Below are 18,817 nucleotides of genomic sequence, written 5' to 3'. Positions count from 1 at the left end.
TGTAAAAAGGTCAAAGAGAAATCTTTGGCCTTTTTTTATTTTAATTGAAATAGTAATGAGGAAGACTATTTTGTTTGGCACTAGAACGGAAAAAAGTGTTTGATTAAAGAATAATAGTATATCCATATTGTATTGGCATTGATTGAAGTTGTTAGGTGCTAGTCTATAAAGACATTAGAAAAGTTATTTTTAATGGAGTATAGTGGGGAATTTGAAGAAAATTATGAGATGCAAAATTTGAGAGAATTAAAGTCAATACTCTTGGCGTATTAAAAGCAAATGATAGACTCCGTCTAAGAAGTATAAGATGACAATAATGTCTACCCTTTATAATGAATCATATTGCGAGGAGGCGATCTTATCTATTTTGTAGGATCGCTTTTTTATCTAGCTAGAATCCCGTATAATTAAAGGACAATATAACGGAAATGGGTGTCTTGTTTTGCAAAAGAAAAAGCCAATTGTGGAAGGATTAGAACGTTTTCGACAACAACAAAATATATCTTTTCATGTGCCAGGTCATAAGCATGGTGAATTGTCTCATTTGCCGCAAGCTTTTAAAGATGTAATGCGTTATGACGTGACCGAATTATCAGGTCTAGATGATTTACATCATCCAGAGGAAATGATTTTAGAGGCAGAGGCTTTACTGGCTGAAACATATGGTGCGATGAAAAGTTTCTTTTTAGTAGGAGGCACAACTGTTGGGAACTTAGCAATGATTTATGCCACGTGCCGAAAAGGCGATAAAGTTATTGTACAACGTAATGCACACAAATCTATTTTCCATGCTATTGAGCTTGTTGGAGCAAAGCCTATATATGTTTCACCGCTTTGGGATGATCAAACATTAACAGCCACACATATTTTATTTAAAGACCTTAAAGAAGCAGTGGATAATTATCCAGAAGTGAAGGCAGTTGTTTTAACGTATCCTACTTATTATGGTATGGTTTCAAAAGAACTGCAGCAACAAATTGCCTATTGTCATGAAAAAAGGATACCTGTCTTGGTAGATGAAGCGCACGGAGCTCATTTTAGTGTTTGTGCATTATTTCAACCTTCTGCATTAACATATGGGGCAGATGTTGTAGTGCAATCTGCGCATAAAACATTACCTGCCATGACAATGGCATCGTTTATGCATGTTAACTCACAATTAGTTGATGTTGATAAAATTAATCACTACTTACGTATGCTACAATCCAGCAGTCCGTCCTATTTATTGTTAGCATCTTTAGACGATGCACGCTATTATGTACAGACATATATGGAGAGTGATGGTGCATATATAATAGAGAAAAAAAATCAGTGGGTAGAAGCATTACGTGCCATTGGTTCGCTGCAGGTAATCGAAGTAGATGATCCTTTAAAGTTATTGCTTCGTGTGGATGGTTATAATGGTTTCCAATTACAAGAGGCATTAGAAGCTAAACATGTTTATGCGGAGCTAGCAGATGCTCATCAAGTGTTACTTGTATTACCACTTTTGAAGCTTGGACATATCTATCCATTTGCCGAGATACGTGTGCGTATTAAAGATGCTGTGACAGCGTTATTATGCACAGAAAAAAAAGAAATACTAACTGCTACGCAAACAGCGTATCATTTTATTGCCATTTCCGAACCTACTTACACGTTCGAGGAAATAGCCGATATGGATAAGGAATGGCTTCCGTATATGCGTGCAATGGGACGAACTGCTGCAAGTATGATTATACCTTATCCGCCGGGTATTCCATTATTAGTTCCAGGAGAAAAAATAACAGTGGCAAAGTTGAGTCAGCTTGAGGAGTTATTAGCAACTGGTGCAACTTTTCAAGGAAATCATCGCTTAGAAGAAAAAATGATCGAGGTCATGAAATAGTTGGAGGCAATAACAGTATGAAATGCAATTTATTTATAACATTTGAAGGGCCAGAAGGTGCTGGAAAAACAACAGTCATTCAAAAGATTACTGAGCGATTTGCAGAAAAAAATATAAATGTGTTAGCGACAAGAGAGCCGGGTGGCATTGAGATTGCTGAAAAAATTCGTACCATCATTTTAAACCCGGCACATACGGCGATGGATGAACGTACAGAGGCGTTATTATATGCAGCAGCGAGAAGTCAACATTATTTTGAAAAGGTACGACCAGCTTTAGATGCTGGTAAGATAGTTATTTGTGATCGCTTTATCGATTCATCTTTAGCTTATCAAGGATATGCACGTGGTATTGGTGTAAATGAGGTATTATCTATTAATGAGTTTGCCATTGGGAAGGAATTACCGGATATTACAATTTTATTTGACCTTGCACCAGAAGTTGGTTTAGCGCGTATTCATGCACATGATGAACGCGAAGTGAACCGTTTAGACGTTGAAAGCTTGGCCTTCCATGAGAAGGTTCGTGAAGGATATTTACAATTAGTTGAACGTTACCCTGAACGTATACGTGTTATCAACGCAGACCAAAATATTGAGCATGTTATTGAAGATGTATGGTCATTATTGACTGAAGCAATGCAGTAAAAGTGTGAAGTTGTCTACCGTATTGTGATATAATGGTAACATCTAATTAATTTTTGTTTTACAGGTGAAGGCCTTTAAAATAGATTTTCATTAGATGTTAGTGAATCTGGATTGTGATTAAACAATTTTAAAACCTTTCAAGGTTAATTTTATAATAGGGGTGAGTGCGGATGAAGTTAGTCGTAGCTGTGGTGCAAGATCAGGATAGTAGCCGCTTATCGAATGCTTTAACGAAAAATCAGTTTCGCGCAACAAAGTTAGCGAGTACAGGAGGCTTTTTACGCTCTGGTAATACGACGTTTCTCATTGGAACGGAAGACTCCCTCATACCTAAAGTTTTAGATATAATTCGTGATAATTGTCGAGCGCGTGAACAAATGGTTGCACCGGTTTCACCATTAGGCGGTAACGCAGATTCATATATACCTTATCCTGTGGAGGTAGAGGTAGGAGGCGCTACTGTTTTTGTATTACCAATCGAACAATTTCACCATTTTTAAATTTAAATCAGAAAGTACTTACAGATAGAGAACATCGCGTCAGGCTTTGAATTAGTATTGTATGCCCAATGTTAATTTAAGACGCGAGGTTTTCTGTGTGAAATTTTGAATAGATATAGATAAGGGCAAGTTCGTTAAGGCGAATTTGATATGACAGCGTGTGGGGGCGAATACAGCTTGAAAATCAATCAAGATATACGTGTTGGGTTAAATACTAATCGCAAAGAGCCACTACAAAATAATAATCTAAATAACCGATTTGGTGATATGGTCGTCAAGCAAGGTTCTAAATTGCAGACTGAACAGCTAACACGATTATTGGGGGATATTTCTACTGCTGGAGATCGTGTTGCAAGATCCCGCAATTTACGTGAACTTGCTCGATTTAAAATGCTTGTGAAGCGCTTCTTACAGGAAACTGTAGAGCATGGTATGGAATTAAAACAATCACATACATGGAATCGCTTTGGCGAAGGGAGACGCTTAAAAATAATCGAAACGATCGATACTCGTCTCGTGGAGCTTGCACAGGATCTTTTAGATGAAGAAAAGGAAGCAATAGACCTTCTCGATAAAATCGGAGAGATTAAAGGCTTATTAATTAATTTATATATGTAAAACCCGTGTCTTTTCACTTGTAGGCGCGGGCTTTTTTCAAATTTATTCAACAGGAATCCTTACTCCACAGCATATAGGGTGAACTTCAGGGTTCAATTAAACAGTGGATGATAAAAGAGCTGGTTAAGGTCGTTAGCTTAGAGAACACTTTAACCTAGGAAATAATTTTATCTGCCCAAAGCCTAGAAATGTCAGCGGCAGGCACAAAGGTTAATAGAAAACACCATGACTAGTGTTAATCGTTAAATGACCAACATAGTGTTGACTTAAACACAATTCAGAATCAGGACAGATATGTTTATCAGCGCCAAGGCGAAGTGATAACAAAGCGTCAGCTACAGATATTTTGTAGAGACAGGGTATATTACGCCAAGGCGTAGTTGATAGAGGAAGGAATTTAATGAAAATGGCCAAGAATGTTGAAGAGCTATTCACACTACAACCAGTCGTAATGAAACAGCTTCAAACGATTTTTGACAAAAATAGATTGGCCCATGCTTATATTTTTGATGGCGAAAAAGGGACAGGAAAAGCAGATATCATGCAATTTTTTGTCAAATTAATGCTATGTGAGCATCCGCAACATAATGTTCCATGTGAAACATGTCGAAATTGCAGACGTGTTGAATCGGGAAATCATCCTAATATTCATCAAATTTATCCAGATGGACAATTCATTAAAATTGATCAAATTAGAGAACTTATTGCAGAAATGAAGATGGTGGGTGTTGAGGAAGGGCGTAAAATCTACGTACTTCATCATGCAGACCGTCTCAATATTGCATCAGCTAACATGATATTAAAATTTTTAGAGGAACCAGAAGGCGAAGTCACGGCTATATTATTAACTGAGCAAATGCAGTCTATTTTACCAACAATACGCTCGCGCTGTCAGCATATAAAATTTCAGAAAATGCCACGTCAAGTACTGTTAAAGCACTTGCAGGAAAACAATATTCCTCAATCGATGGCTTCTACCGTGAGCATGATGACGAACGAGCTCGAAACGGCTATTTTTTTAGCAAATGATGAGCAGTTTGCACATGCTCGAAAAACAGTGTTAAAATTAGTAGAGGCAATTCGTAAAAATGTACATGAAGCGATGCTCGTTGTACATGAAGAATGGTTGCCACTGTTTAAGGAAAAAGGCGAGATGGAGCAAGCATTGGATTTACTACTATTTGCTTACCGTGATATAGTGTCAATAAAAACTAATCCCGAAGCAGCTTGTACTTATCCAGACATGTTACAGTCCTTTAAAGAAACCGCGTTACATTCGACTTACGAACGCCTGTCTAGTCAAATGGAAGCCATATTACAGGCTCGCGCATCTTTACATCGTAACATGAATAGGACGTTAATGATGGAGCAGCTAATGCTAAATCTGCAGGAGGGATATACATTTGTATAATGTAGTGGGAGTCCGCTTTAAAAAAGCGGGTAAAATATATTATTTTGATCCAGCATCATTTCTACTTGAAGACAGCCAATATGTCATAGTAGAGACAGCTCGCGGTGTAGAGTACGGGAAAGTGGTTGTTCCTCAAAAAGTAGTGGGGGATAATGATGTTGTATTACCACTTAAGCAAGTACTACGGCCAGCAGATGAACGTGACCGTATACAAGTTGAGGAAAATGCGGCTGAGTCAAAGCGGGCATTTGAACTAGCAAGTACAAAAATCATCGAGCATAAACTAGAAATGAAGCTTGTTGATGTTGAATATACATTTGATCGTAATAAAATCATCTTTTATTTCACAGCTGAAGGGCGTGTTGATTTCAGAGACCTTGTAAAGGATTTAGCTTCTGTTTTTAGAACACGTATTGAGCTTCGTCAAATAGGTGTTCGTGATGAAGCAAAGCTATTGGGAGGCATTGGTCCTTGTGGCCGTATGCTATGCTGTTCAACATTTTTAGGTGATTTTGAGCCAGTTTCTATAAAAATGGCAAAAGATCAGAATCTATCTTTAAATCCTTCCAAAATATCTGGACTTTGTGGTCGCTTGATGTGCTGCTTGAAGTACGAAAATGATGAATACGAAGAAGCTAAAGAAGGTATGCCAGACATTGGTGAAATAACAATGACACCAGATGGCCGTGGGAAAGTAGTAGGTTTAAATGTGCTGGAAAGACTCATTCAAGTATATTTACAAGAGCAAGAGCGCACAGCTGAGTATACACTAGAGGAACTACTAGCAGGCGAAAAAAATCTTATATAAGATAGAGAATTAACGAGGTGGCTTGGGTGAAGGACCGTAATTTCTTAGATACCGTTATGGAGTTCGAACAACAGCTCGAAGCAATGCAGGAGCAGTTTAGTGCATTGAAGCAATTTGTAGCGTTAATGATGGAAGAACATAAGGCACTCGAAACAGAAAATCATCACCTTCGTACACGTTTAGAAGAACTGCTTTCGAAAGAAAACATCGTACAAGCTACAAACGAGAAAAAAGAGACTCCATTAGATATTGGCGAGGGATATGATAACTTAGCACGTCTATACCAAGAAGGTTTTCATGTTTGTCATGTTCACTTTGGTAGTTCACGTAAAGGTGAAGATTGCCTGTTTTGTCTATCATTTTTAAATAAACAAAATGTGTAATAGAAGACTGATTCCCGCTTCGGTGGTATCAGTCTTTTGTTTTGTATAGTAGGAGGAAGAATTATGGAAAATTGGTTGAAGGATGATGAAAGGCTGGACTACTTATTGGCAGAGGATTTACGTATTATCCAGAGCCCATCTGTTTTTTCTTTTTCATTGGATGCAGTGCTACTTTCGAAATTTGTCAATGTGCCATATCATAAAGGGAAAATTGTTGATTTATGCTCTGGTAATGGTGTAATTCCATTGTTTTTGAGTGCGCGAACAAAGGGGCAAATTACAGGAGTAGAATTACAACCTCGTTTGTTTGATATGGCAGAGCGAAGTATTCTATACAATAAATTGGAGAAACAAATTCATATGGTGCTTGGTGATGTGAAACAAATTCCATCACAACTTGGTATTGAAAAGTATGATGTTGTGACTTGTAACCCTCCGTATTTTCTAGCTCATGAAGCGAGCGATAAGAATTTAAGTGAGCATTATGCCATTGCACGTCATGAACTTCATTTAACGTTAGAAGAAGCAGTGCAGTCTGCCAGTAAATTATTAAAGCAAGGTGGAAAAGCCGCATTTGTTCATCGTCCTGGTCGTTTACTTGATATAGTCACAGCTATGCGTTTAAATCGACTAGAGCCCAAGCGTATCCAGCTGATTTATCCGAAAGAGGGTAAAGAAGCGAATACTTTATTAATAGAAGGAATTAAAGATGGTAAGCCAGATTTGAAGATTTTAGCACCTCTATATGTGTACGATGCAAACAACGAATATACAGCTGAAGTGAAAGAAATGCTTTATGGAAAAGAACAATAGACATTACTTCTATGTACTAGAATGTGCAGATCAATCTTATTATGCAGGCTATACAAATAATGTAGACAAACGTGTTGCAACACATAATGCAGGTAAGGGTGCAAAATATACAAGAGCAAGAGGTCCGGTGAAATGTATTTATGTAGAGGCCTTTAATACAAAACAAGAGGCAATGCGTGCAGAATATGCTTTTAAGCAATTAACACGGACGCAAAAGACAAAATATGTAGGGAGGAATGAATTATGATATCGCAAAAAAGTACGATGCATGATGGAGGATGTTTATATCTAGTAGCGACACCCATTGGTAATTTAGAGGATATGAGTGTACGTGCACTGCGTATTCTAAAAGAAGCGGATGTGATTGCTGCGGAGGATACACGAAATACGAAGAAGTTATGTAATTATTTTGAAATTGAAACATCGTTGGTGAGTTATCATGAACATAATATAAACGTGGGAGGAGAGAAACTTTTAGGCTTCTTACGTGAGGGAAAAACGGTAGCGTTAGTAAGTGATGCGGGGTTACCTTGTATTTCAGATCCAGGTGCAGATATTGTTGTAAAAGCAATCGAAGAAGGTTTTGCAGTTGTACCAGTGCCAGGAGCGAATGCTGCATTATCAGCTTTAATTGCTTCCGGTTTAACCCCGCAACCATTTTTCTTTTATGGTTTTTTAAACCGTGGTAAAAAAGAACGTCGACAACAATTGGAGGTGCTAAAAAAACGCCAAGAAACGATTTTATTTTATGAGGCACCTCATCGATTAAAGGAAACATTAAAGGATATGGAGCTAATTCTCGGCAATCGTCGTGTTGTACTAGCACGTGAGCTAACAAAGAAATTCGAGGAATTTTTACGCGGTACATTAACAGAAGCAGTAGAATGGTCGCAATCTGAGGAAATCCGTGGAGAATTTTGTATTGTCCTAGAAGGCAATAGCAATGTAGAAGAGGAAAATACAGAAGTAGCATACTGGGAGGCAATGACTGTTGTCGATCATGTCGATTATGTGATTGCTGAATCAGGTGTTACTTCAAAAGAAGCAATTAAAGAAGTAGCCAAATTACGTCAAGTAGCTAAACGTGATATTTATAATGAATACCATAGCGAGTAAATATGAAATCGGTTGTCTCTAAGGAGGCAACCTTTTTTGTTAAGCTAATTATTTATCTTCCATCGTGAGGCATGAAACTACTATAAATTGTCTAAATTCTAAATTGATAATAATTTTAAAAAAGGGTACTCTTAAGGAAGGGAAGTCTGACATGGACAGTATGAGTCAATGTTGAGATATTTCCAATGAGAAATAATTAAATTTCTCATATAAAAAAGCAATTTATAGCAAATAATAAAAAAACACCTAAATCCCCGTTGTCGATTTAGGTGTAGGAAAGTGATTATTTTTTTAAGTTATTTTGAATTTCATTCATTAACATTTCTGCGCCTTCTGGACTTAAAATTAATTTGCCTCCAACTAGACGGAAGTTATCATCAGAAACTTCACCAGTAACAGCACAAGTCATATTAGGCATATATTTCTTTAAGATAATTTTGTCATCATCGACATAGATTTCTAAAGCGTCCTTTTCAGCAATACCTAATGTACGGCGAAGTTCGATAGGAATTACTACACGACCTAATTCATCGACTTTACGAACGATTCCTGTTGATTTCATAATTTTTTTCCTCCTGAAAATTAAAAGTTATATTGGTGTTTCGTCAAATTTCGACATTATTTCCTTGTCTGATAGTTATCATACCAAGTAATGCCATAAACGTCAATTAATTAATACAGCATTAATTTTCTAAGTGTAAAAATTTCTGAGAAGAAAACAGATATATTGGTTTTTTTAAAAGGTTTTTATTATAGATTTAAATTTATAGTAAAAAAGCTTCCTTTAAAATACATTAAATGGATTTATATATTATTCGACAATTTTCGCAATCAATAATCTTTCATTGAAACGAATTTCGTACTTCGTTAGAATAGATAGTATATTGTGAAACAATGGAGGCAGTACTCGTGAGCGAACAAAACAAAACATTCTATATAACAACCCCAATTTACTATCCAAGTGGAAAATTTCATATTGGTACCGCGTATACAACAGTAGCTTCTGATACTATTTCTCGTTACAAACGATTACGTGGATATGATGTACGCTTTTTAACTGGGATGGATGAACATGGTCAAAAGATTCAAGAAAAAGCTACTGAGGCGGGAAAACATCCTCAAGAATATGTAAATGAGATTGCAGATACTGCGAAAGAGCTATGGTCTTTGATGGACATCTCTTATGATGATTTCATCCAGACTACTGAGGAGCGTCATACGAAAGCTGTCGAAAAGATTTTCCAAAAGTTTTTGGATAATGGCGACATCTATAAAGGCGAATACGAAGGGTGGTACTGTACACCTTGTGAATCATTCTTTACGGAGACACAATTAGTAGAAGGTAACTGCCCAGACTGTGGACGTCCTGTTCACAAAGTAAAAGAAGAATCGTATTTCTTTAATATGAAGAAATACGCAGATCGTCTATTAGCTTATTATGGAGAAAACCCTGAATTCATTGAACCGGAATCTCGTAAAAATGAAATGATCAACAACTTTATTAAACCAGGGCTAGAAGATTTATCTGTTTCAAGAACTTCATTTGATTGGGGCATTAAAGTACCTGGTGATCCTAAGCATGTTATTTATGTATGGGTAGATGCGTTAACAAACTATATTACATCTTTAGGCTATCTTTCAGACGATGAAACATTGTTTAACAAATATTGGCCTGCAGATGTACATGTTGTAGGAAAAGATATCGTGCGCTTCCATACAATCTATTGGCCAATTTTCTTAATGGCTCTGGATTTACCTTTACCAAAAAAAGTGTTTGCACATGGTTTCATCATGATGAAAGATGGAAAAATGTCTAAATCAAAAGGAAATGTTGTTTATCCTGAAATGCTAATAGAGCGCTATGGGTTAGATGCTACACGTTATTTCTTATTACGCGAACTACCATTTGGCTCTGATGGAGTATTTTCACCAGAGTCATTCGTTGAACGTACAAACTTCGACTTGGCTAATGATTTGGGCAATTTATTAAACCGTACAATTTCAATGATTAACAAATATTTCGACGGCATTATTCCTGCTGAAAATCTACAACCGACAGAATTTGATACAGCATTAAAAGCGCAAGCAGAATCTGTTCGTATTAAATATGAAGAAAGTATGGAAAAAATGCAGTTTAGTGTCGTATTAGCAGACTTATGGACGCTAGTTTCACGTACTAATAAGTATATTGATGAAACACAACCATGGGTATTAGCGAAAGAGGAATCAGACAAGCCGAAACTAGGGTCCGTTATGCGAAATTTAGCAGAAAGCTTACACCAAATTGCTGTCATGTTACAACCATTTATGACATCTACACCGATACGCATTATTGACCAACTCGGTTTAGATAACAAATTCTTAGCATGGGAAACAATTGAAACATTCGGCAATACTATTCCAGCAAACATTAAAGTGGCAGATAAAGGTATTCCTATTTTCCCTCGTTTAGATAGTGAAATCGAAATCGCCTATATACGTGAGGAAATGCGTGGCTCAGTGAAAACCCCTCAAGTCGAAGAACCAAAAGCAGAGCTTGCATCTGAGGAGATTCCAGTAATTCCAGAAATCACCATAGATGATTTTATGAAAATAGATTTCCGAGTAGCGACGGTTACTGCATGTGAATCTATACCGAAAGCAGACAAATTATTAAAGCTCCAAGTAGACCTTGGATACGAGCAACGTCAAGTAGTTTCGGGAATTGCTAAGTTCTATTCGGCAGAGGAGTTAATTGGTCAAAAAGTTATCGTGGTAACAAACTTAAAACCAGTTAAATTACGTGGTCAATTATCGCAAGGAATGATCCTAGCTGGTGAAAAAGATGGGATTTTAAAGTTAGCAACAGTTGATCCAAAACTTGAAAATGGTGCAAAAGTTAAGTAAAAAATTCATGAAAGGCCTGCTGAATGGAAAAAAATTCAGCAGGCCTTTCCAATCTGTCTTAAAAATATTCAATTTGTTATTTCAAAATAATTCTTTCGTATTATTTAACGGATATTGGTGGGTATATAGTAACAAAAAGCCTAATAGCAGTTGTGTGAAATGTCATAAAGACAAATTGTTTGTAACGCATTTGTAATGTTTACGCAAAATATGAAATAATATTTTTTAATAAAATCAATGTTAGGAGAATGACAATGTTTATCGATACACATGTACATTTGAATGCAGATCAGTATGAAGAAGACTTACAAGAAGTAATTAGTAGAGCACTTGAAGCTAAGGTTGAGACTATGGTTGTTGTTGGTTTCGACCGTAAAACTATCGAGAAAACAATGGAACTAATTGAACAACATGATTTTATTTATGGTGTTATCGGTTGGCATCCGGTTGACGCGATCGATTGTACCGAAGAGGATTTGAAGTGGATTGAAAACTTAGCAGCACATCCTAAAGTGGTTGGTATTGGTGAAACTGGTTTGGACTATTATTGGGATAAATCGCCAAAGGATGTTCAGCAAGCACTATTCCGCAAACAAATTCATTTAGCGCAAAAAGTAAAATTACCGATTGTTATTCATAACAGAGACGCTACAAGTGATGTTGTACAAATTTTACGTGAAGAGAATGCTGCTTCTGTAGGAGGCGTTATGCATTGTTATAGTGGCAGTGTAGAAACTGCACGCGAATGTATTGCTATGAATTTTATGATTAGTCTTGGGGGGCCGGTGACTTTCAAAAATGCCCGGATGCCAAAGGAAGTCGCAACAGAGATACCTTTAAAGCATCTGATGATTGAAACAGACGCCCCATATTTAGCCCCACATCCATATCGTGGGAAACGTAATGAGCCAGCATTAGTGCCATTAGTTGCAGAAGAAATTGCCCGTTTAAAAGAGTTACCAATTGAGGATGTAGCGAGGGAAACTACAGCCAATGCGAAAAAATTTTTTGGGATTAACGATTAACTAGCTGAGACGCCTCCAATACTGGATTTGTGGTGGGCTTAAAAAAGCACAGTCATTTTTTTTGAATTACATTTGGGTTGACAGTGCTAAATCTAGTCCGTATAATCCAACTTTGTATTAAGGAGGCGTTTTTTCATGTCAAATAAATCCATGAAAAACTTGTTCTTAGGATCATTGAGGAGTAAGCAAACAATGATAAGAATTACAACACTTATCTTGTTTGTAACTGTAATATCATTCGTACTTTATCAAGGTACCAAAAAAACCGTAACGCTTGACGCTAACGGAGAAGCAATTGAAGTAGCAACGCATGCCAAAACTGTAGAAGAATTTTTACAAAATCAAAATATAGATGTAGCAGCGCATGACAAAATATCACCCTCTCTGAACACCAAAATTGTTAACGGAATAGCAATTACATGGGAACAGGCAAAAGAAGTAACCATTTCAGTTGACGGAAATCAGTCAAAAGTTTGGACAACTGAAAAACTAGTGAAGAACATTTTGAAGGATGCCAATATCGAAGTATCAGAGCATGACGCATTAGTTCAAGGTTTGGATACAGAAGTAGGAGCAGATAACAAAATCGATATTCAAAAAGCGTTTCAGGTAGCGCTTGTCGATGGCTTAGAGAACAGACAAGTTTGGTCCACTTCGACTACGGTCGCTAACTTTTTAAAACAACAGGGAGTTCAGTTAAATGAATTCGATCGTGTCGAGAATAACCTGGAGGACGTTATCACTCCAGAGAGTAAAATCGCAATAGTTCGCGTAGAAAAGGTTATCGATGTAGTGGAAGACTCTTTAGATTTCGCAGTTGAAAAGAAGCAAGACGCTTCTTTGCAAAAGGGAAAAGAGAAGGTAGTAACAGCGGGCGAGAAAGGTTCAATTTCTCGAACGTATGAAGTCGTGAAGGAAAATGGCAAGGTTGTGGCGAAAAATCTACAATCTGAAAAAGTAATAAAAGAGCCCACTAAGAAAGTGGTTTCAGTGGGAACTAAGAAGCTTGTAGCGAGTGCAACGACTGTATCACGTGGTTCAACGGAGCCCGCTAGTGGGAAAGAATTTTATGTAACTGCAACAGCTTATACGCCTTATTGTAAAGGTTGTTCGGGGACATCTGCTACAGGCATCAATTTACGTTCGGACTCTGGCCTGAAAGTAATTGCAGTAGATCCATCTGTTATTAAGCTTGGCTCAAAAGTATGGGTTGAAGGTTATGGAACAGCGATTGCTGGGGATACTGGCGGCTCAATTAAGGGTAATAAGATCGATATACTAGTACAATCAGATGCCCAGGCTCGTAAATGGGGGCGTAAGAAAGTGCGCATTAAAGTATTAAATTAAAAAAATTGTAAAATATATCAAACGTTATTCACTAAGCATTGGCTTTCCTGTATTGACTGGCAGGAAAGCTTTTTTACGTAAAAAAACAAAGAGCCGAGTATTTCTGTACAATCCTACAGGGCAGTTGTAAAATGGTCTGAAGATAAGGTAGAAAAGAGGAGCTTTTTTTGCAAATTCAAGAAATCATCGTTGTTGAAGGAAAAGATGATACGACAGCAATAAAACGAGCTGTTCAAGCAGATACAATAGAAACGAATGGGTCTGCTATTTCAGAGGAGACACTAAAGCGTATTCAACATGCACAGGATAAACGTGGTGTTATTGTTTTTACAGACCCAGATTATCCAGGACGTCGAATTCGTGCTATTATCGAGCAGCGTGTAGAGGGCGTGAAACATGCATTTTTGCCAAAAGCAAAAACAATCGCGAAAAACGGTAAAGGTTTAGGGATTGAGCATGCCGCAGATGAAGATATTCGTGAGGCGTTACTGCTAGTCTATACCCCAAATAGTGAAAATCAAATCGCCGATGATATCACACTTGAAGATTTAATGACAGCAAGTTTAATTGGCCATCTACGAGCAAAAGCACGTCGTGATCGTCTAGGGGAAATATTGAATATCGGCGCAACAAACGGTAAACAACTTCATAAAAGATTAAAAATGTTTCAAATAACAGAAGAGCAATTTGGTGCGGCTGTCGCACAGTTAGATCAGGAGGAAAATAATGCATAAGGATATTGCAACGCCGATTCGAACACAGGAAATTTTAAAGAAATACGGATTTTCATTTAAAAAGAGCTTAGGTCAAAACTTTTTAATTGACCCAAACATTTTACGAAATATTGTTAGTCATGCAAACTTAACCGAAAACAGTGGTGCTATTGAAGTGGGACCTGGTATTGGCGCATTAACAGAGCATTTAGCACGGAGCGCAAAAAAAGTCGTTTCGTTTGAAATCGATCAGCGTTTATTACCAGTACTAGAGGATACATTAAGTCCATATAATAATGTATCGATTATTCACTCAGATATTTTAAAGGCAGATGTAGCAAAAGTAATTGAAGAGGAAATGCCCGGTATTGAAGATATTATGGTCGTGGCTAATTTACCTTATTACGTTACAACACCGATTTTACTGAAATTATTAAATGACCGTCTACCAATCCGAGGCTTTGTTGTGATGATGCAAAAGGAAGTTGCAGATCGTATAACAGCAAAGCCAGGAACGAAGGAATATGGCTCGTTGTCGATTGCAATCCAATATTATGTGAAGGCTGAAATTGCGATGACAGTACCGAAAACTGTATTTATGCCACAGCCTAATGTAGATTCTGCCGTTATCCGCCTTATTAAACATGATGAACCACCAGTAAAAGTTCTGAATGAGGATTTTCTGTTTGTAGTCACACGTGCATCATTCGTACAGCGTCGTAAAACAATCTTCAATAACTTACAGTCAGGTTTACCGAACGGCAAGGCGCATAAAGAAAAAATATTAGAAGCTTTAGCGGCTGCAGATATTGAACCTACACGTCGAGGAGAAACACTTTCCATTTTTGAGTTTGGGAAATTAGCCGACTGCTTGTATCCAACGTTTGCAAAGTAATAAATTTTGTTAACATTTTCAAGAAGTATGAAAAAAAATATAGTTTTTTATAAAAAATAAGTTGACAACATTTATTGTTGGCTGATAAAATATTATATTTTGTTGACATTTTTGGGCGTATCGCTTATAATATTTATTAGTGAGGTGTAAGCGAAAATGCCAAAAACTTTAGCGGACATTAAAAAGTCGTTGGATTGTCATTTGGGTAAACGTTTGCAGTTGAAAGCAAACGGTGGTCGCAAGAAAACGGTCGAGTGTGCGGGGATATTGCGTGAAACATATCGTGCAATCTTTGTAGTCGAACTTGATCAAGAAGACAATACGTGCAAGCGCGTATCGTATAGCTACACAGATATTTTAACTGAAGCAGTAGAGATTACATTTTTAGACGAAGCTCAGGCTGCTGTCGCAAAATAGTTTCTAGTACTTATTTCTATATTTTGAAGCACTCATGCATGTTAAAACTGCATGAGTGTTTTTCGTTTTATGGGACATACTAAATTCGTCAGTTGTAAAAGGAGGAGTTTATATGCCTAGAAAAGGTATCATGTCACCTCGATTAAAAGAAGAGATTGCCAAAGAACTTGGATTTTATGATGTTGTGGAAAGAGAAGGCTGGGGCGGCATAAAAGCTCGAGATGCGGGTAATATGGTTAAACGTGCCATTAAAATGGCAGAACGAGCAAGTAGTGAGCAAGAGCGTAATAAGTAGTTTATTTATAATAGAATAGACTATTTATCAATTTTACTTCATTCAACGGCAAAGGATTTAAAACCTCTGCCAACACAACAAAACAACTGACGAAAGAGAACCGTTAAGCCGTAGAAGGTAAACGGTTCTTTTTTTCAGTTTTCGTTTTCTCATTATGGTAAAATAAAATGAATAATCTTGCGCGAAAAGTGAACGCGGATGTCACGGATTTTGAATTGTGCATGCACAATTCAAAATCTGGACGCAATCACGCCAAGGCGAAATTGATACGTGCTGTTGTTATGAGGGAGGAAGTAAGATGCTTTATGTAAAGGCGCCTGCGAAAATTAATTTAACATTAGATGTGCTATATAAAAGACCGGATAATTATCACGAAGTAGAGATGGTTATGACGACTGTCGATTTGGCAGATCGCATTAGCTTAGAGTCTCGAGAAGATGGTGTAATTGAAATTATCTCAACTGATAATTTTGTGCCAAATGACCACCGTAATTTTGCTTATCAGGCAGCGCGTCTTATTAAAGATACATACGGCATTGGGCAAGGTGTATCCATTACAATTGAAAAAGAAATACCTATTGCAGCAGGGCTTGCAGGCGGTAGTAGCGATGCAGCGGCTACATTAAAGGGCTTAAATGAGCTATGGAATTTGGATTTATCAATAGATGAGTTGGCCGAACTAGGCGCTAAAATCGGTTCAGATGTTTCATTTTGTGTATACGGGGGCACAGCACTAGCAACCGGACGTGGGGAAAAAATTCAAGAATTGCCTGCACCCCCAAACTGTTGGGTTGTGCTAGCCAAGCCGAAAATAGGTGTATCAACAGCAGAAGTATACGGTGGGTTAAAGGTTGAAGGCTTATCGCACCCAAATACTAAGCAAATGATTCAAGCCATTGAAACAGAAGATTATGAGTTGCTTTGTGCATCATTAGGAAATGTTTTGGAAACTGTAACATTTGATTTACATCCAGAGGTTGTGATGTTAAAAGAACAGATGAAGCGTTTTGGGGCGGATGCGACATTAATGAGCGGAAGCGGTCCTACGGTGTTTGGTCTAGTGGATAGTGAAGCTCGAGTGAGCCGTATTTATAATGGCTTACGAGGTTTTTGCGAGGAAGTTTATGCTGTGCGCATTTTAGGAGAGCGAAATACGCTTGCTTAAAAACGCATAATTGTGTTAATTTTACCTATAAATATTCGTGTTTAGGAGAGGGTCGCATGAAATGGAAACGTAGTGAACGACTAGTTGATATGACGTACTATTTACTAGAACATCCACATCAGCTGATCCCGCTAACTTATTTTTCAGAACTATATCAATCTGCAAAGTCTTCGATTAGTGAAGATTTAACGATTGTAAAAGAAACTTTCGAAGAAAAAGGAATCGGGTTATTGATGACAGTGCCGGGCGCTGCAGGGGGAGTAAAGTATATTCCTAAAATGTCCGAAGCAGAAGTTCGATTAGTCACACAGGATTTAAAGGCAGAGCTAGAACATTCAGATCGGTTATTGCCAGGTGGTTATTTATTTATGACAGATTTACTTGGTAATCCGGATTTAATTAATCGGGTAGGAAAGGTGTTTGCATCTGCATTTGCTGACCAACAAATCGACGTTATTATGACCGTAGCAACAAAAGGAATTTCAATTGCCCATGCTATTGCGAGACATTTGAATGTACCTGTTGTTGTTGTGAGAAGAGATAGTAAGGTAACTGAAGGTTCTACCGTTAGTATAAACTACGTATCTGGTTCTTCCAGAAGAATTCAGACAATGGTATTATCAAAAAGAAGCATGAAGAGTGGGCAGCGCGTGCTTATCACCGATGACTTTATGAAAGTCGGTGGTACGATGAATGGCATGAAAAATCTATTAGAGGAGTTTGACTGTCAGTTAGCAGGCATTGCGGTGCTTGTCGAAGCAGAGCATGCAGACGAAACGTTAGTAGATGATTATTACTCACTTGTAAAGCTTCATGAAGTTAATGAAAAAGATCGTACAATTGCATTAAGTGAAGGTAATTACTTTTCAAAAAGGGAGAAATGACAAATGAATGAAGTAGCAACAACGAATGCACCAGCAGCAATCGGACCATACGCGCAAGGAATGATCGTGAATGGCATGTTTTATAGTTCAGGTCAAATTCCGCTAACTGCATCTGGTGAATTAGTAGACGGTGACATTGTCGCTCAAACGCACCAAGTATTTGCTAACCTTAAGGCAGTATTAGAAGCTGCGGGCTCATCACTAAACAATGTAGTGAAAACGACAGTCTTTATGAAAGATATGAATGATTTTGTTGAGATGAACGAAGTATATGCTAGTCATTTTGGACAACATAAGCCTGCGCGCTCAGCAGTAGAAGTCGCACGTTTACCAAAGGACGTAAAAGTAGAAATTGAAGTTATTGCCATTGTAAAGTAAAAATATAGAAAACCCTTTGAAAGAATAGCAAGCTCTTTCAAAGGGTTTTTTTACTAAAGAGAAGAATAGTTGACAAACAATTGTCAAACTTTCCGCAAATTAGAGAAAATATTATAAAGAATTAGAGATGAAGTATTCAAATTTTTTAGAAAATTTGGTAGACTATAAAAAGGAAAATATTCGGTAATGCAGAATATGATATTTTCATTTAGGCATCTAAGAAGAGAGGTGGTGAGAAAATGGAAGTTACTGATGTAAGATTACGTCGTGTACAAACGGATGGCCGCATGCGTGCGATTGCTTCCATTACACTCGACAATGAGTTTGTGGTACATGATATTCGTGTAATTGATGGTAATACAGGTCTATTCGTCGCTATGCCTAGTAAACGTACACCAGATGGAGAATTTAGAGATATTGCACATCCCATCAATTCTACTACACGAAATAAAATTCAAGATATTATTTTACATGCGTATCACAATTCTAGCGAAGCTGAAGAGGCGGAAGAATTAGAAGGAATTGGTGTGTAGCAAAAAGAGAATTAATGCCAGCTTAAAGATTTATTTCTAATTTACTATAGTTTTGGTGATAGTTATTAAGAACTCTTCGGAATGAGGGGTTCTTTTTATTTTATGAAAAAATAAAA

22 protein-coding genes are annotated in these 18,817 nt (G+C 37.4%); 21 read left to right on the top strand and 1 reads right to left on the bottom strand.

Going from position 1 to position 18,817, the window contains the following annotated elements; genetic code table 11:
- Positions 1 to 442 precede the first annotated feature (442 nt).
- From ACOMCU_RS23190 to rsmI, 10 genes are all read left to right on the top strand, one after another.
- Positions 443 to 1,867 carry an aminotransferase class I/II-fold pyridoxal phosphate-dependent enzyme gene (locus ACOMCU_RS23190; protein ID WP_421051547.1) on the top strand — a complete coding sequence of 475 codons (1,425 nt, stop codon included), beginning with the start codon at positions 443 to 445 and terminating at the stop codon, positions 1,865 to 1,867.
- 17 nt (positions 1,868 to 1,884) lie between these two features.
- Entirely contained in the window at positions 1,885 to 2,514 is a 630-nt protein-coding gene (tmk, locus tag ACOMCU_RS23185) for a dTMP kinase (protein WP_010857006.1), read from the top strand.
- Between the two features lie 170 nt (positions 2,515 to 2,684).
- Positions 2,685 to 3,014: a cyclic-di-AMP receptor gene (locus ACOMCU_RS23180; protein ID WP_010857007.1), complete on the top strand. Its 330-nt coding sequence runs from the start codon at positions 2,685 to 2,687 to the stop codon at positions 3,012 to 3,014.
- 177 nt (positions 3,015 to 3,191) lie between these two features.
- Positions 3,192 to 3,632 (top strand): YaaR family protein, encoded by a 441-nt coding sequence (locus ACOMCU_RS23175; RefSeq protein ID WP_010857008.1) that lies wholly within the window; start codon positions 3,192 to 3,194, stop codon positions 3,630 to 3,632.
- Positions 3,633 to 4,038: 406 nt separating this feature from the next.
- On the top strand, positions 4,039 to 5,043 hold the full coding sequence (gene holB / locus ACOMCU_RS23170; RefSeq protein WP_036130853.1) for a DNA polymerase III subunit delta': 1,005 nt from the start codon (positions 4,039 to 4,041) through the stop codon (positions 5,041 to 5,043).
- Complete coding sequence (locus ACOMCU_RS23165) at positions 5,036 to 5,851, top strand: PSP1 domain-containing protein (RefSeq protein ID WP_010857010.1); 816 nt, start codon at positions 5,036 to 5,038, stop codon at positions 5,849 to 5,851. The genes holB and ACOMCU_RS23165 overlap by 8 nt, the downstream gene beginning before the upstream one ends.
- Positions 5,852 to 5,877: 26 nt before the next feature.
- Positions 5,878 to 6,234 (top strand): DNA replication initiation control protein YabA, encoded by a 357-nt coding sequence (gene yabA / locus ACOMCU_RS23160; RefSeq protein ID WP_010857011.1) that lies wholly within the window; start codon positions 5,878 to 5,880, stop codon positions 6,232 to 6,234.
- A gap of 63 nt (positions 6,235 to 6,297) precedes the next feature.
- Complete coding sequence (locus ACOMCU_RS23155) at positions 6,298 to 7,047, top strand: tRNA1(Val) (adenine(37)-N6)-methyltransferase (protein ID WP_010857012.1); 750 nt, start codon at positions 6,298 to 6,300, stop codon at positions 7,045 to 7,047.
- Complete coding sequence (locus tag ACOMCU_RS23150) at positions 7,031 to 7,294, top strand: GIY-YIG nuclease family protein (protein WP_010857013.1); 264 nt, start codon at positions 7,031 to 7,033, stop codon at positions 7,292 to 7,294. Before ACOMCU_RS23155 ends, ACOMCU_RS23150 begins: the two co-directional genes overlap by 17 nt.
- On the top strand, positions 7,291 to 8,163 hold the full coding sequence (rsmI, locus tag ACOMCU_RS23145; RefSeq protein WP_010857014.1) for a 16S rRNA (cytidine(1402)-2'-O)-methyltransferase: 873 nt from the start codon (positions 7,291 to 7,293) through the stop codon (positions 8,161 to 8,163). The genes ACOMCU_RS23150 and rsmI overlap by 4 nt, the downstream gene beginning before the upstream one ends.
- Before the next feature lie 283 nt (positions 8,164 to 8,446).
- On the opposite strand, the gene ACOMCU_RS23140 is transcribed toward rsmI, so the two are convergent.
- A complete protein-coding gene (locus ACOMCU_RS23140; protein ID WP_010857015.1) occupies positions 8,447 to 8,725 on the bottom strand; it encodes an AbrB/MazE/SpoVT family DNA-binding domain-containing protein in 279 nt (92 codons plus the stop codon).
- A 347-nt stretch (positions 8,726 to 9,072) separates the two neighbouring features.
- On the opposite strand from ACOMCU_RS23140, the gene metG reads away from it, so the two are divergent.
- From metG to spoVG, 11 genes are all read left to right on the top strand, one after another.
- Entirely contained in the window at positions 9,073 to 11,049 is a 1,977-nt protein-coding gene (metG, locus tag ACOMCU_RS23135; protein ID WP_421051545.1) for a methionine--tRNA ligase, read from the top strand.
- Positions 11,050 to 11,303: 254 nt separating this feature from the next.
- Positions 11,304 to 12,074, top strand: coding sequence for a TatD family hydrolase (locus tag ACOMCU_RS23130; RefSeq protein WP_010857017.1), 771 nt, complete (start codon positions 11,304 to 11,306; stop codon positions 12,072 to 12,074).
- Between the two features lie 135 nt (positions 12,075 to 12,209).
- Positions 12,210 to 13,421 carry a G5 and 3D domain-containing protein gene (locus ACOMCU_RS23125; RefSeq protein WP_010857018.1) on the top strand — a complete coding sequence of 404 codons (1,212 nt, stop codon included), beginning with the start codon at positions 12,210 to 12,212 and terminating at the stop codon, positions 13,419 to 13,421.
- A gap of 167 nt (positions 13,422 to 13,588) precedes the next feature.
- Complete coding sequence (gene rnmV, locus ACOMCU_RS23120; protein WP_421051544.1) at positions 13,589 to 14,155, top strand: ribonuclease M5; 567 nt, start codon at positions 13,589 to 13,591, stop codon at positions 14,153 to 14,155.
- Positions 14,148 to 15,029 (top strand): 16S rRNA (adenine(1518)-N(6)/adenine(1519)-N(6))-dimethyltransferase RsmA, encoded by an 882-nt coding sequence (gene rsmA / locus ACOMCU_RS23115; RefSeq protein WP_010857020.1) that lies wholly within the window; start codon positions 14,148 to 14,150, stop codon positions 15,027 to 15,029. Before rnmV ends, rsmA begins: the two co-directional genes overlap by 8 nt.
- Positions 15,030 to 15,185: 156 nt before the next feature.
- Entirely contained in the window at positions 15,186 to 15,446 is a 261-nt protein-coding gene (veg, locus tag ACOMCU_RS23110) for a biofilm formation stimulator Veg (RefSeq protein WP_010857021.1), read from the top strand.
- Between the two features lie 112 nt (positions 15,447 to 15,558).
- The gene (locus ACOMCU_RS23105; RefSeq protein ID WP_421051543.1) at positions 15,559 to 15,741 is read left to right on the top strand and encodes a small, acid-soluble spore protein, alpha/beta type; all 183 of its coding nucleotides are present in this window, start codon (positions 15,559 to 15,561) and stop codon (positions 15,739 to 15,741) included.
- A gap of 298 nt (positions 15,742 to 16,039) precedes the next feature.
- The gene (ispE, locus tag ACOMCU_RS23100; protein WP_010857023.1) at positions 16,040 to 16,906 is read left to right on the top strand and encodes a 4-(cytidine 5'-diphospho)-2-C-methyl-D-erythritol kinase; all 867 of its coding nucleotides are present in this window, start codon (positions 16,040 to 16,042) and stop codon (positions 16,904 to 16,906) included.
- Between the two features lie 56 nt (positions 16,907 to 16,962).
- Positions 16,963 to 17,790: a pur operon repressor gene (gene purR, locus ACOMCU_RS23095; protein ID WP_010857024.1), complete on the top strand. Its 828-nt coding sequence runs from the start codon at positions 16,963 to 16,965 to the stop codon at positions 17,788 to 17,790.
- A gap of 3 nt (positions 17,791 to 17,793) precedes the next feature.
- The gene (locus tag ACOMCU_RS23090; RefSeq protein WP_010857025.1) at positions 17,794 to 18,168 is read left to right on the top strand and encodes a RidA family protein; all 375 of its coding nucleotides are present in this window, start codon (positions 17,794 to 17,796) and stop codon (positions 18,166 to 18,168) included.
- Between the two features lie 239 nt (positions 18,169 to 18,407).
- A complete protein-coding gene (spoVG, locus tag ACOMCU_RS23085; RefSeq protein ID WP_219363875.1) occupies positions 18,408 to 18,701 on the top strand; it encodes a septation regulator SpoVG in 294 nt (97 codons plus the stop codon).
- Positions 18,702 to 18,817 lie beyond the last annotated feature (116 nt).

This window comes from Lysinibacillus sp. UGB7 (assembly GCF_049058285.1).
In the GTDB taxonomy this organism is placed as follows: domain Bacteria; phylum Bacillota; class Bacilli; order Bacillales_A; family Planococcaceae; genus Lysinibacillus; species Lysinibacillus sphaericus_B.
The sequence above is the reverse complement of the archived record's forward strand: the minus strand, read 5'-3'. Positions and strand labels throughout refer to the sequence as shown.